Annotated in this window: 16 protein-coding genes; 13 read left to right on the top strand and 3 right to left on the bottom strand. The window is 34.3% G+C overall.

Annotated elements, in window-relative coordinates; genetic code table 11:
• Positions 1 to 29 precede the first annotated feature (29 nt).
• The 13 genes from queF (at position 30) to ung (ending at position 11,880) form a co-directional block, all read left to right on the top strand.
• A complete protein-coding gene (queF, locus tag DMB92_RS04540; protein ID WP_142681872.1) occupies positions 30 to 416 on the top strand; it encodes a preQ(1) synthase in 387 nt (128 codons plus the stop codon).
• A 16-nt stretch (positions 417 to 432) separates the two neighbouring features.
• On the top strand, positions 433 to 642 hold the full coding sequence (locus tag DMB92_RS04535; protein WP_142681871.1) for an alkylphosphonate utilization protein: 210 nt from the start codon (positions 433 to 435) through the stop codon (positions 640 to 642).
• A gap of 8 nt (positions 643 to 650) precedes the next feature.
• Positions 651 to 1,847: a metallophosphoesterase gene (locus DMB92_RS04530; RefSeq protein ID WP_142681870.1), complete on the top strand. Its 1,197-nt coding sequence runs from the start codon at positions 651 to 653 to the stop codon at positions 1,845 to 1,847.
• A gap of 195 nt (positions 1,848 to 2,042) precedes the next feature.
• Positions 2,043 to 5,306, top strand: coding sequence for a carbamoyl-phosphate synthase large subunit (gene carB / locus DMB92_RS04525; protein ID WP_142681869.1), 3,264 nt, complete (start codon positions 2,043 to 2,045; stop codon positions 5,304 to 5,306).
• Positions 5,303 to 6,001, top strand: coding sequence for a hypothetical protein (locus DMB92_RS04520; RefSeq protein WP_312845142.1), 699 nt, complete (start codon positions 5,303 to 5,305; stop codon positions 5,999 to 6,001). The genes carB and DMB92_RS04520 overlap by 4 nt, the downstream gene beginning before the upstream one ends.
• A 39-nt stretch (positions 6,002 to 6,040) precedes the next feature.
• A complete protein-coding gene (locus DMB92_RS04515) occupies positions 6,041 to 6,877 on the top strand; it encodes a molybdenum ABC transporter (RefSeq protein ID WP_142681868.1) in 837 nt (278 codons plus the stop codon).
• Positions 6,874 to 7,296 carry a Sua5/YciO/YrdC/YwlC family protein gene (locus DMB92_RS04510; protein WP_142681867.1) on the top strand — a complete coding sequence of 141 codons (423 nt, stop codon included), beginning with the start codon at positions 6,874 to 6,876 and terminating at the stop codon, positions 7,294 to 7,296. The genes DMB92_RS04515 and DMB92_RS04510 overlap by 4 nt, the downstream gene beginning before the upstream one ends.
• Positions 7,297 to 7,360: 64 nt before the next feature.
• Complete coding sequence (locus DMB92_RS04505) at positions 7,361 to 8,365, top strand: cation diffusion facilitator family transporter (protein WP_142681866.1); 1,005 nt, start codon at positions 7,361 to 7,363, stop codon at positions 8,363 to 8,365.
• Between the two features lie 120 nt (positions 8,366 to 8,485).
• Positions 8,486 to 9,202, top strand: coding sequence for a molybdate ABC transporter substrate-binding protein (gene modA / locus DMB92_RS04500; RefSeq protein ID WP_409513390.1), 717 nt, complete (start codon positions 8,486 to 8,488; stop codon positions 9,200 to 9,202).
• The gene (locus tag DMB92_RS04495) at positions 9,202 to 9,606 is read left to right on the top strand and encodes a hypothetical protein (RefSeq protein ID WP_142681864.1); all 405 of its coding nucleotides are present in this window, start codon (positions 9,202 to 9,204) and stop codon (positions 9,604 to 9,606) included. The genes modA and DMB92_RS04495 overlap by 1 nt, the downstream gene beginning before the upstream one ends.
• Positions 9,606 to 10,289, top strand: coding sequence for a molybdate ABC transporter permease subunit (gene modB, locus DMB92_RS04490; RefSeq protein WP_142681863.1), 684 nt, complete (start codon positions 9,606 to 9,608; stop codon positions 10,287 to 10,289). The genes DMB92_RS04495 and modB overlap by 1 nt, the downstream gene beginning before the upstream one ends.
• A 3-nt stretch (positions 10,290 to 10,292) precedes the next feature.
• Positions 10,293 to 11,183: an ATP-binding cassette domain-containing protein gene (locus DMB92_RS04485; protein WP_142681862.1), complete on the top strand. Its 891-nt coding sequence runs from the start codon at positions 10,293 to 10,295 to the stop codon at positions 11,181 to 11,183.
• A 1-nt stretch (position 11,184) separates the two neighbouring features.
• Positions 11,185 to 11,880 carry a uracil-DNA glycosylase gene (gene ung / locus DMB92_RS04480; protein ID WP_142681861.1) on the top strand — a complete coding sequence of 232 codons (696 nt, stop codon included), beginning with the start codon at positions 11,185 to 11,187 and terminating at the stop codon, positions 11,878 to 11,880.
• A 20-nt stretch (positions 11,881 to 11,900) separates the two neighbouring features.
• Here the strand turns inward: ung and DMB92_RS04475 are convergent, their stop codons facing one another.
• The 3 genes from DMB92_RS04475 to DMB92_RS04465 are packed head-to-tail and all read right to left on the bottom strand — an operon-like array spanning position 11,901 to position 13,868.
• Complete coding sequence (locus DMB92_RS04475) at positions 11,901 to 12,407, bottom strand: flagellar FLiS export co-chaperone (RefSeq protein WP_142681860.1); 507 nt, start codon at positions 12,405 to 12,407, stop codon at positions 11,901 to 11,903.
• A gap of 55 nt (positions 12,408 to 12,462) precedes the next feature.
• The gene (locus tag DMB92_RS04470) at positions 12,463 to 13,050 is read right to left on the bottom strand and encodes an ABC-type transport auxiliary lipoprotein family protein (protein ID WP_142681859.1); all 588 of its coding nucleotides are present in this window, start codon (positions 13,048 to 13,050) and stop codon (positions 12,463 to 12,465) included.
• The gene (locus tag DMB92_RS04465; protein WP_142681858.1) at positions 13,047 to 13,868 is read right to left on the bottom strand and encodes an MlaD family protein; all 822 of its coding nucleotides are present in this window, start codon (positions 13,866 to 13,868) and stop codon (positions 13,047 to 13,049) included. Before DMB92_RS04465 ends, DMB92_RS04470 begins: the two co-directional genes overlap by 4 nt.

The raw sequence follows: 13,868 nt of genomic DNA, 5'->3' as shown, positions 1-13,868 counted from the left end.
TTCGCTTTAATTTTAATAAAGGAAAATTTATGCGTTATGGGGAAAAAGAGATTAAAGAATTTGACATAGAAAAGGATTTAGAGCTTTGGGAAAATAAGGCTGAAAATGATTATATCATCAAAATTACCCTGCCTGAGTTTGCTTGTTTATGTCCTAGAAGTGGCTATCCTGACTTTGCGACGCTTCATCTTGAGTATATCCCTGATAAATGGGTGGTTGAGTTAAAGGCGATTAAAATTTATATCAATTCTTTCATGTATAAAAATATCAGCCATGAAGCAAGTATAAATGAAATTTATTCTGTTTTAAAAGATAAATTAAAGCCAAAATGGATAAAGCTTGTGGGTGAATTTAATCCGCGTGGAAATGTGCATACTAGCATAGAATGTAGAAGCGATCTAGTCGTTCCAAGATAAATGCAAAAGGATAAAAATGGCAAAAGATTCAAATGGAACAGAGCTTAAAAACGGCGATAGCGTAAGCGTTGTTAAAGATCTTAAGGTAAAGGGTGCAAGCACGACGCTAAAAAGAGGAACAACGATCAAAAATATCAAGCTCACTTCTAAAGATAGTGAGATAGAAGCAAGGGTTGATAAATTTGGTACTCTTGTTTTGAAAACTGAATTTTTAAAAAAGATCTGAGAAAAAATTTGCGTACTTTAGTTATTTTGAGGGGAAATTATTTTTATGGGCAAGAGGAATTTATCGCTCAAAATAAGCTTGAGGACTATCTTTTAGACCTTGATCACTTACGATTTTTAGCAAACGGCTATCATTACTTAAGTAATGGTTTTAAAAGCTTGAATTATTCAAGTATTAGTGTAGTTTTGCAAAGTTTATTTGATTTTTTGCAAATGCGTATGCAAAAGGGCGAGTTTTGTGTCGTTCATTCTTATATACTAAATAATTCTCTTTTAAAAAGATATAAAGACTTGTGCGATAAGTATAGGTATCAGTTTTATATTATTGATTTTCAAGGCTCTTTAGAACAAACACGGCACATAAATTTACAACGCGCCCAAACAAGTGGTGTTTTTATCCCTGAGCAAGTCTTATATGAAGTTGATCGTAGACTTAGGGAGGAGAGAATTCCAAAAAAATACAAGATTTTAGATCCTGAAAATTTTGAAACTATATTGTATCAAATTCATGATCTTAGTTCTTACAAAAAAATTCATCATATAGGCGATATTCAAGGTTGTTTCAGCGTTTTGAAAAAGGCTATTCCAAGTATTAGAAAAGATGAATTTTATATATTTTTGGGCGATTATCTTGATAGAGGTATTGAAAATGGTAAGGTTTTAAAATGGCTTTTAAAGATCAAGGATTTGCCAAATGTTGTTTTTCTCGAGGGAAATCACGAAAGACATTTGATACAATGGGCAAGAGGAGAAAACTCAAACTCAAAAGAATTTAATGAAAACACTATCAAAGATTTAAAAAAAGAAAAGCTTGCTCCAAAAGACGCACGATCTTTTTATCCCTTACTTAAGGAATGCTTTTATTATAAATTTCATGAAAAAAAGGTCTTTTGCTCGCATGGAGGGTTGAATTATTTTCCAAAAGAGGCTAGATATCTTAGTTTTATACCAAGTCATGAGTTGATCATGGGCGTTGGAGGCTATGAAGAAAGTAAGATTGTTGCTGAGCAGTTTTGTTTAAATACGGATACGCAAACTTATGAACTTTTTGGTCATAGAAACCGCTTAAAACTTCCTATCAAAATCGCTGATAGGGTATTTTTATGCGAGGGAAAAGTTGATGCTGGAGGACATTTGCGTATAGTGAGCTTAAATAAAAATGGCTTTGAGGGCATAGAGGTAAAAAATAATGTATATAAAAAATGAGCCTTTTATTTTAAAATAATTTCTGCAAGATTGATCCCTATCTTTCATCTTTTTTAACTTAAAAATTTAGCTTTTAAAAGCCTTTTTGCTTATCGTTCTTTTTAAAGACTAAATTTTAGGGCTTAGCAAGTTTTATATTTTAACTTCCTTAAAACTTAAATTTGTTATAATTTTTCAAATTTAAAAGGAAGATTTATGCCAAAAAGAGAGGATATAAAGAGCATTTTACTTATAGGAAGCGGACCTATTGTCATAGGTCAAGCTTGTGAGTTTGATTATAGTGGTACTCAGGCAGCTAAAACTCTTAAAGAGCTTGGTTACCGCGTGGTTTTGATTAATTCTAATCCAGCTACCATTATGACAGATCCAGAATTTGCCGATGCCACCTACATAGAACCTATCACTAAAGAGAGCATTTTAAGCATTATTAAAAAAGAAAAAATTGATGCCATTTTACCAACTATGGGAGGGCAAGTTGCTTTAAATGTGGCTATGGCTGTTTATGAAAGCGGTGAGCTTAATGGAGTGCAGTTTTTAGGGGCTAAGCCTGAGGCTATTAAAAAGGGCGAGGATAGGCAGGTCTTTAAAGAATGTATGAAAAAAATAGGCATGGATCTTCCAAAATCCATGTATGCTTATGATTATGAACAAGCCCTAAAGGCAGCCCAAGAAATAGGCTTTCCCTTGATGATAAGAGCTTCTTATACCTTGGGCGGGGCTGGAAGTGGGGTTGTTTATAATTTAGATGAGTTTAAAGAACTAGCTAGCTCAGCACTTAGCCTTTCTCCCATACATGAAATTTTGATTGAGGAAAGCTTGCTTGGCTGGAAAGAATATGAAATGGAAGTAATACGCGATAAAAATGATAATTGTATCATCGTTTGTTCCATTGAAAATGTAGATCCTATGGGCGTTCATACAGGAGATAGTATAACAGTTGCTCCGGCTCTTACTTTAACTGATAAAGAATATCAGGTGATGAGAAATGCTTCCTTTGCCATACTTAGAGAAATAGGCGTTGATACAGGGGGTTCAAATGTGCAATTTGCCATAAATCCAAAAAACGGCCGCATGATAGTCATAGAAATGAATCCTAGAGTTTCACGCTCCTCAGCTCTTGCAAGCAAGGCTACAGGCTATCCTATCGCTAAGGTGGCTACCCTTTTAGCAGTTGGCTTTAGTCTTGATGAGATTAAAAATGACATTACAGGCACGCCGGCTTCTTTTGAACCTGTGATTGATTATATCATCACTAAGATCCCTCGCTTTACCTTTGAGAAATTTCCGGGTGCTAGTGAGTTTTTGGGAACTGCTATGAAAAGTGTTGGCGAGGTCATGGCTATAGGAACTAGCTTTAAAGAAAGCTTACAAAAGGCACTTTGCTCACTTGAAAGAGGGCTTAGCGGCTTTGATAGGATTAAATTTAATGATAAAAAGGAGCTCATTTCAAAGATAAGAAATCCTAATGAAAAAAGGCTTTTATACATAGGAGAAGCTTTTAGGCAGGGCTTTAGCGTAGCTGAGCTTTATGAGCTTTGTAAGATCGATCCTTGGTTTTTAAATGAGATTAAAGAGATAATTGATTTTGAAAAATTAATTGACATGGATATCTTAAATGATAAGACCTTGCTTAGAAAGGCTAAGGCTATGGGCTATTCTGATAAGATGATAGCAACTTTAGTGAATTTAAAGGATAATTTAGAACTTAGCCAAAATGACATTTATTATGCAAGAATTAGGTTAAAAATAAATCCAAGCTATAATGAGGTAGATACTTGTGCAGGGGAATTTGAAACGGCTACTGCCTATCTTTACTCAAGCACAAATTTAAGCGAAATCGCCCTTAAAGAAAATGCCAAAGAAGGTGCTAAAAAAGAAAAAAAAGTAATGATCATAGGAGGAGGGCCTAACCGCATAGGTCAGGGCATTGAGTTTGATTATGCCTGTGTTCATGCTAGCTTTGCTTTGAAAGATCTTGGCATAAAGACCATAATGTATAACTGCAATCCTGAAACGGTCTCAACTGATTATGATATAAGCGACATTCTTTATTTTGAGCCTATTGATTTTGAGCATTTAAGAGCGGTTATTGAAAAAGAAAAGCCAGATGGCATTATAGTTCATTTTGGAGGGCAAACCCCGCTTAAATTTGCCAAGCGTTTAAGTGCTTTTGGGGCTAAGATTATAGGAACTAGTGCTAGGGTTATTGATCTGGCTGAGGATAGAAAGAAATTTGCAAGTTTTATTGAAAAACTAGGCATAAAACAGCCAAGAAACACCACAGCTACGAGCGTTGAAGAAGCAGCCTTAAGGGCAAATGAGCTAGGTTATCCTGTGCTTATGCGTCCAAGTTATGTTTTAGGAGGGCGGGCTATGCGCGTGGTTTATGATGAGAGCGAGCTTAGAGCCTATATGCAAGAAGCTGTTGATGTGAGTGATAAAAGCCCTGTTTTAATAGATGAGTTTTTAGATAATGCTACCGAGCTTGATGTTGATGCTATAAGTGATGGTAAGGAAGTTTATGTAGCTGGTATAATGGAGCATATCGAAGAAGCTGGTATTCATTCAGGTGATAGCGCTTGTTCTTTGCCAGCTCTTAATATAGATGAAAAAATGAAAGCCTTGATAGCTCAAAAAACAAGAGAGATCGCTTTAAATTTAGGCGTCATAGGACTTTTAAACATACAATTTGCCATTTTTAACAATGAGCTTTTTATGATAGAGGTAAATCCCAGAGCCTCACGCACAGTGCCCTTTGTAAGCAAGGCAAGTGGAATTGCCCTAGCAAAGGTAGCAACTAGGGTGATGTGGCAAGGAAATTTAAGGGAGGCTTTGAGCTTTTATGACATTTTTGGGGTGGTTGATTTTGAAAAGCTAGAGCCTAAAAAGCAAAAATTTATCAGTGTCAAAGAAGCGGTCTTTCCCTTTGCTAAGCTTAGTGGAAGCGATTTAGAACTAGGTCCTGAAATGCGTTCAACCGGAGAAGTAATGGGACTTAGCAAGGACTTTGCAAATTCCTTTGCCAAGGCTCAGCTTTCAGCTTTTAACGACCTACCTGAAAAGGGAGCTATTTTTATTTCTTTAAAAGAAAGGGATAAAAAATACGCCAAAAAGCTAGCAAGCGAGTACTCAAAGCTTGGCTTTAAGCTAATAGCTACGGCTGGAACTTGCAAGGTCATACAAGAAGCTGGTTTTGAGTGTGAATTTGTGCATAAAATTTCAGAAGGGCGTCCAAATGTGGAGGATAAGCTTAAAAATGCTGAGATAAATTTAGTCATCAACACAAGCGATGAGCATAGTTTTAAAGAAGATACCAAAAAAATAAGAGCAAATATCATTCGCTTTAAAGTGCCTTATTTTACTAATCTTAGAGCTGCCTTTGCAGGAGCAAAATCCATAAAAGCCATACAAGAAAAAAGCTTTTTGGAAGTAAAAAGCTTACAGGAGTGGCTTGGGTGAATCAAAAGGATTTTGTCATAGAGGCTATGAAGCAAAATGATTATTTTGCCACCCTTTCAAAGCTCTATGAATTAGTAGATACTAGCTCTTGGCAGACAAAAACCCCTCTTGCTAGCATTAGAAGAATAGTTCAAACAAATAAGGAATTTTATAAAATTGCTCCGGGGCTTTGGGGACTAAGTGATAAAAAGCAAGCCATAGAAAAAAGCCTTGATTTAAAAAAGAACGAAAATGCCTTTAATCATTCTTATTATCAAGGACTTGTGGTTTTGCTTGGTAATTTAAGAGGCTATGAAACCTTTATCCCAAAGCAAGATAAAAATAAGTTTTTTACAAATATCAAATTAAAAGAGCTTGCCTCTTTGGAAAATATCTATAAATTTAGCTATGAAAATTTGGTCAAAAGGGCTAAATTTAGTGATTGTATCTGGTTTAATGAAAGAAAGATGCCTCATTCTTTTTATGAGATAGAACACTCAACAAATATCAAAAACTCGATTAACCGCTTTTATGAACTGCAAGATTTTAGGGTTAAATTTTATATTGTTGCTCACAAAAAAAGATATAAGGAATTTATAGATATTCTTTCAAGCTCCATTTATAAAAATATTAAAGATATGGTGTATTTTGCTGATTATGAAAGCATTGCTAAGCAGTATGAAAAAGAAAGTGTAAGATATGAAATGGGGATTTGAAATTTTGAGTAAATTTATTTAAAATCATAAAGGCTTATTATGATACATTTTTCGCAAAACGAACTTGAAAGCTTTATTCTTGATGATGCGCCTTTTGGGGATTTAAGTACGCATTTGCTTGATGATCGTGCAAAAGCAAAATGCGTAATTTACACAAGAGAGGATATAATCTTAAGCTGTCTTGATATGGTTAATAATCTTGCTAGGATTTATAATTTAGGCTTTCAAAGTGCTTTTGAAAACAAAGATTTTATCAAAGCTGGGAGTGAAATTTTAAGTCTTGATGGCGATTTTAAGACTTTGCATTTGATTTATAAAAGTGTTCAAAATTTATTAGAACATGCTTGTGGCATAGCTACAAAGGCTTTTTTGATGAAAAAAGAGGCTCAAAGCGTGAATGAAAATTGTCAAATTTTAGTAACAAGAAAGATTTTTCCCTTTTCTAAAAAGCTTTGCTTAAAAGCTGCTTTAGAAGGTGGTGCAAAAGTGCATAGACTAGGACTTAGCGATAGTGTTTTATTTTTTAAAACCCATTTTTTAGCCTTTGAAAATGAGAACTCATTTTTGCAAAATATAGCTAAATTTAAAGCAGAGCTTTGCGAGCGAAAAATCATCGTAGAAGCTGAGAACTTAAGCTTTGCAAAAGAGCTTTTAAAATACGGCGTAAATGGCGTTCAATGCGATAAAATGAAGGTGGAAGAGCTTGAAAATTTGGTGGATTTTAAAAAGGCAAATTTTAAGGAAGCTGTGATTTTAGCAGCAGGTGGGATAAATGAAAAAAACGCCAAAGCATACGCTAAAACAGGCATTGATGCCATAGTTACAAGTAGTGTTTATAAAGGCGTAGCAGATTTGGGTGCAAGCTTTTGTCTATGATTTATTTAGCTCAAACTGACACCACGGCTGGCTTTTTAAGTAAGGATTTAAAAAAGCTAAACGCTCTTAAAAAGCGTCCTTTAAATCAGCCCTGCCTCATCACAACGGCTAAATTTAGCGAGCTAAAAGAGTTTGTGCGTGTGCCAAATAAATTTAAAAATAGGCTCAGAAAGGCTAAAAAAACAAGCTTTATTTTTCCAAACTCAAGAGCCTTAAGAGTGGTAAAAGAGGGTTTGCATGCTAGATTTTTAGAAAAAAATGGCTGGTTTTATTCAAGTTCAGCAAATTTACATGGGCAAAAATTTGATGAAAAATTAGCAAGAAGCCTTGCTGATAAAGTGCTTGATGAAGAACTTTTTGAAGCAAAGCCCTCAAGCATTTTTAAACTTTTTCGCACAAAGATAAAAAAAATGCGTTGAAAGTTCATTTTAATTTCTTTTAAAAATAAAAGCTTATACTAGCTAGAAATAAACAAGGCTTTTTATGAAAATTTCACATTCAAACTACGGAAAAAGCATAAGGGATCATAAAATTCGCCAAAATACTCTTCAAAATGCTTTTAGTAAAGATCCTTTAAAAAGCAACCAAAAGGAGCAGTTTGTGCTTCAAGTTTCTATGTTTGCTGCCTTAGTTTTGTCGATTTTTGGGCTTGTTTTTGGAATTTGGATCAAGTCTAATGCGGTGATTTTTGATGCCTTTTTAGCCTTGATCAGCGTTGGACTTGGTTTTTTAAGCGTAATTACTTCAAGATATATTTATAAAGAAGATGATGATATTTTTCAGTATGGTTATGTTCGCTTTGAACCTATGGTCAATCTTTTTAAGTCCTTAGTTCTTGTTTTTGTTTGTATTTATGCCTTTATTAATGCTGTGCAAAGTATCATCAATGGAGGCTATGAGATCAAGCTTGAGGGTGGAGCGATTTATAGTCTTTGTGCCTTTGCGTTTTGTTTGATTTTGTTTGTTTATACGAGATTTTTTGCAAGGGTTTTAGACTCTGATCTTATTAGGGTGGATAATACAGAATGGAAGATTGATTGTGTGCTTTATTGTGGCACTTTGCTTGCCTTTGTTTTGGTGTATTTTTTGCCTTTTTCAGGTGTTTTAAGTCTTGATTTTGTTAAATTTTATGTTGATCCTATACTTTTAGCTTTATTTTCGCTTTTTTTATGTATATCGCCCATTCGTATTGCTGTGTGCAATTTCAAGGATTTGATCATGGTCGCACCTAAGGATTTAGATGAAAAAATCACACAGATCATGCAAGAGCTAAGCCTTGAATTTGGTTTTAGCGACTATGATACGCATGTGGCAAAATCAGGAAGATTTTATATGGTTGAGGTCAATATACTCACTCAAAAAAACTTTAAGCTTAGTTCTATCGCTCAAATCGATGAATTGCGCGAGAGGATAGAAAAATCCCTACAAATTCCAAGTTATAAAATTTGGCTGAGCGTAAGTTTTACCGCAGATCCAAAGTGGTTATAAATTTAAAAAAGTATTATTCCTTTTAAAAATAATATTTCTTTAAAGAAAATTATTTTATAATTGCACAAATTTTTTAAGGAGAAATGATGAAAAAAAATACTTGTTTTCTTCGTAGCTTGTGTGTTTGCTACGGGTGCTTTTGCTGAAAAAATCAGCGTTTTTGTGGCTTCAAGTGCTTCTAAGGCTATGACTGAGGTAAGAGAAGCGTTTTTGAAAAAACACCCAAAAGATGAGGTGGAACTTATTTTCGGTGCTTCTGGTAAGCATTATCAGCTTTTAACTCAAGGGCGCGAGTTTGATTTGTTTTTTTCAGCTGATGCAAAATGGGCTGCACAGATCGAAAAAGATGGCAATGCTATCACTAAGCCAGAAGTTTATGCTTTAGGCGTTGTTGCTCTTTATGCTCTTGATGAAAAGCTTTTAGAGGGTGGAATTGAAGCTTTAGGCAAAAAAGCAAAAAAGATCAAGCACCTAAGTATAGCTAATCCAAAAGTAGCTCCTTACGGCGTTGCGGCTGAGGAAAGCCTTAATAATCTTAAAATTTATGATCTTTTCAAAAAGAAAATCGTCTTAGGGGATAATATCTCTCAACCTGTAACCCATGTTGATACCGGCGCTGCTGAAGTGGGCATAGTGGCTTATTCTTTGGTTTCTCCTGTGAATAATCCTAAGGGTAAATTTGTTCTTGTTGATGAAAAATACTTCACGCCATTAGAACAAAGCTTTGTTATCACTAAGTATGCAAAAAAGAAAAAAGTAGCAAAGGCATTTTCTGATTTCGTGCTTTCAGATGAGGGCAAGCAAATTATCCAAAAATACGGCTTTAAAACAAAATAATGAATACCCTTAAAGGCGAAATTTCAAGTATAGAACAAAATGAAGACTTAAGTCTTATCAGTGTAAAGCTTGTAAATTCGCCTTTACAAGTCAGGGTTTTAATGCTTGATTTTAATGCCTTGCTTATGAAAGTTGGTGCAAAGGTTGAGCTTTTTTTTAAAGAAAATGAGCTTATTTTAGCTCAAGAAAACATGGCTTGTAGTATAGATAATGTTTTTGAGCTTGAGCTTGAAAGAGTTGAGCAAGGCGAGCTTTTGGTGCAAATTTTCTTTAAAGATCTTGCCTTTGCTTCAAATTTAAGTGCGATTTTGACAAAAAACACTGCCTTGAAATTTGATCTTAGTGCAAATGCCAAATTTAAAGGCTTTGTTTTGGCTAGTGATATTGTTATAAAGGTGCTTTAATGGAATTTTTAACCTCAGAGTTTTTAGATACCTTAAAAGTAACCTTTGAGCTTGCTTTTATCACGACTTTTTTACTTTTTTTTATAGGCGTGGGCTTAGCTTATTTGCTTGTTTTTGTGTCCTTTCCTTTTAAAAGTGTGCTTCAGGTTATCGTTTCCATGCCCTTAGTTTTACCTCCAAGTGTCTTGGGCTTTTATTTTTTAATGGCTTTTAGTCCGCTTAATGCCTTTGGTGCGTTTTTAAAAGAATACTTTGATATTTCTTTAGTTTTTACCTTTGAAGGACTTGTGATTGCTTCTATCATCTTTTCTTTGCCCTTTATGGTAGGTCCTTTGCAAAGTGCTTTTTCTTCTGTTCCAAAGAATTTGATCGAGGTTTCTTATACCTTAGGAAAATCCAAATTTATCACGCTTTTAAGAGTGATTATCCCAAATTCAAAAGTAGGGATTTTTACAGGTTCTATGGTGGCTTTTGCTCATACTGTGGGTGAGTTTGGCGTTGTGATGATGATAGGAGGGCATAAAAAGGGCGAAACTTTGGTAGCTAGCATTGCTATTTATGATGAGCTTGAAGCCTTAAATTATACCCTAGCTCATCAATACGCCTTTGTGCTTTTTGCTCTTTCTTTTATCATTTTGCTTGTGCTTTTTTTCATTAATAAAAAATTTGCTTATCAAGGCTAAGAAATGATACAAATCCATATAAAACACCCTATAAATACAGCTAAGGGCGAGCTTGAGCTTATTTTTGATAAGAGCTTTGAACAGGGCGAATTTACTTGTATTTTTGGAGAAAGTGGTGCGGGAAAAACCACTATATTAAGGATCATAGCAGGACTTTTAAAACCTAAATTTGCTTTTATCAAAGTAGGGGATAAGGTCTGGATAGATACTCAAAAAAATATCTTCTTGCCACCTCAAAAAAGAGGTGTTGGCTTTGTTTTTCAAGACTATGCTTTGTTTCCAAATTTAAGCGTTAGGGGCAATTTAAACTTTGCTTTCAAGGGTAAGGATAAAAACAAGATAGACGAGCTTTTGCATTTGCTTGGACTTAAAGAGCTTGAAAATGCCTATCCACAGCATCTTTCAGGAGGACAAGCCCAAAGAGTAGCACTTGCAAGAGCTATCATTAGCGAGCCTCAAATTTTACTTCTAGATGAGCCTTTAAGCGCTCTTGATTTTAAAATGAGAGCTTTCTTGCAAGATGAAATTTTAAGGATAACAAGGCATTTTAAGCTTACAACCTTGCTTGTTAGCCATGAAATCAGTGAAATTTACAAGCTTTGCGAAAGAGTGATTGAGCTTAAGGAGGCTAAAGTTTTTAGGGATTGTCCTCCAAGTGAGCTTTTTTTGGGTGGAAATTTAAGTGCAAAGCTTCAGTTTAATGCAAATGTTTTAGAGATCAAAAAGGCAGATATTTTAATGATCATCACCTTGCTAATTGGGCAAAATATTGTTAAAATTACACTAAGTCAAAGCGAATTTGAACAAAAATATGCTCATTTAAAAGTTGGAGATAATCTCCTCATAGCAAGTAAGGCATTTAGCCCTATGATTATGAATGCAAATTTAGGATAGAATGCAAATCAATTTAGATCAAATTTTAATTAGCGATGATTGGAAAGCCTTTTTAAAAGATGAGTTTTTAAAGCCTTATTTTGTGCAGATCAAGCAAAATTATATCAGTGCTTTAAAACAAGGTTTTATGCTTTATCCTCCTGCAAAACTTACTTTTAACGCCTTTAATCTTACCCCCTTAAATTCACTTAAAATAGTGCTTTTAGGACAAGATCCTTATCATCAGCCAAATCAAGCCATGGGACTAAGTTTTTCCGTGCCAAGTGGCATAAAAGTGCCTCCAAGCTTAAAAAATATCTTTAAAGAACTTGAGCTTGATTTGGGTATAAAAGCAAGCTTGAATGGGGATTTGAGCAAGTGGGCAAAGCAGGGCGTTTTGCTTTTAAATTCTATACTTAGCGTTAAGGCAAATGAGCCTGCAAGCTGTGCTTCTTGGGGCTGGCAAGAATTTAGCGATGCTGTGATAAAAAAACTCAGCGATGAAAAAGAAAATTTGATCTTTTTACTTTGGGGTAATTTTGCTCGTGCTAAAAAAAGCCTTATTGATGAAAAAAAGCATTTTATCCTAGAAGCAGCACACCCAAGTCCTTTGGCTAGAACGGGCTTTTTGGGTTGTAAGCATTTTTCAAAAAGTAATGAAATCTTACAAAGCTTAGGAAAAAGCCCTATTGATTGGGATTTAGAAGGCTCGATCTAAAAGATCAAAGCCTATCATTTTTAACGAAATAAGGACTTATAATCCATTTGAGTGTCAAAGCTACCTAGGCTTTCAATTGGGGTGTTAAGCGTGATAGCCGTAGCAAGATTAACAAGCAAGGAAGCGATTTCTTCTCTTTTGTCCTCTATATAGCTGATAACCCCTGAAAAATCATCATGTTCAAGCACAAGCAAGGGATTTTGTATTTCAAAACTAAAGCTTTCATTACCAACACTGACCTTAAATGAGCTATCATAGAGATTTTCTCCCATGAAAGAACAAGTTTGGATAAGCTGAGAAGCTTGCACATCAAGCATTCTTTTTTGATTTTCATCAACCAAATCAGCACTTGCTAAATGTTCGTTGAGATTTTTTAAGACCTTTTTTAAATTTAAATCCAAAATTTGCAAAGCACCGATAAAATCATTTGCATCGCTAATTTGAGAACAAAACTGCTTTGCTTTAAACTCACTTTTGCCTTCTACTTCACCCAAATGTTTTTTGAAAATTTCAAGCTCCTTGCTCATTTTCAATCCTTTCAAAATATATTTATGAAAGAATAAAGCAAATAGTGTTCCAAATTTATTTTTCTAAACTTTGCTTACACCAAATCAACACATCTTTTAAAAATAAGCTCAAAGCTTCCTCAAAGGCATTTGCAAGAGCGTTTTCATCATTTTGCTTGAGAGGAATTTTATAAGCAAAATACTTATTTGCGATCAAGCTTTGAGCCTTTAAATCAATCAAATTTAATCCAAGCTCTATTTTTACATAACTCAAATCATCTTCAAAAATTTGTTCAAAAGCATAAATTCTACTTTCCAAAAGCAAATCGGTTTTGATAAAATTAGCATTTGTTACCGCCTTAAAAAGCTGAGCTTTTTCAAGATTGTTAGAAAGTAGTGTGAAGATAAGATCATTTGGAGAGTTTTGAAAACGGTGATTAGCATATGTCCCAAATTCTTGATTTTTAATAAAGGCTATTTTTGTGCTTCTTAGATAAAAGGTGCTTTGAGGAAGGGCTATTTTTATACTTTTGTTCGTTTTAAATTTTATAGAGGATAAATTTGGACTGAGGTTAATGATAGTTGGTGCAGCCTCAGCTTCAGGCTTTAAAGAACATGCACTAAACGCAAAACTTAATAATGCAATCAAAATATAATATTTCATTTTTTCTCTCCGGGAGCAGGTTTATTTTTTGTGCTTTTAAATAGCAAATTAGAAGGGCTTTCTTTGATTTCTGAAAGAAATTCATTACTTTGTATAAGAAGATTTTTAAGAAGTTCTATGCTATCTGAAATTTGATATTTTAAATCATCATAATCATCAACAAGTTTTCCTACTTTATCAGCGGCAATTTCAACTGAGCTAGCCATAGAATATACCTTTTCTCCTGATTTTATCATGATGTCTGAATTTTGATTGAGTTTTTCAAAAAAACTTGCTGCATTTTCTAAGATAAGAGCGATATTTTTGAGATTATCCTCATTTAAAATGGCTCTAAAGCTCTGATCTGCTGTTTGTATAAGGCTAAAGAGCTTATCGCTTTGTTTGTTTAGGGTTGCAAATAAGCTTTCTTTAGATTGTATAGTTGCGGGATTTTTTTTGCTTGTTTGAAGTAGGGTTGTATTATTGCTATCTGTATTTGCAAGCTCTATAAATTTAAGACCCGTGATGCCTTGAAGTTGCAAAGTTGCATAAGTGCTTTGAGTGATAGGAGTACCCTCAGCGATTTTGATAAGAATGCGTACTCCTATGCCATCTTTTGCATGTATATCAATTTCTTCAACACTTCCAACTTCAACCCCTAAGAGTCTTACAGGAGCTTTAAGTCCAAGTCCAGATACTGATTCTTTAGTGTAAATTTGATAATAATCAAAGTCATTTTTGTGAGAAAAGCCTCCTATCCATACCACGACAAACATGATCGCAAAAAAGAGTGTAAAAACAAAAATACCAACTGATAAATAATTTGCCTTATTTTCCAT

Source organism: Campylobacter sp. MIT 99-7217, from assembly GCF_006864365.1.
Taxonomy (GTDB): Bacteria; Campylobacterota; Campylobacteria; order Campylobacterales; family Campylobacteraceae; genus Campylobacter_D.
Note: the sequence above shows the minus strand (reverse complement) of the source record. Positions and strands in the feature narration are given on the sequence as shown.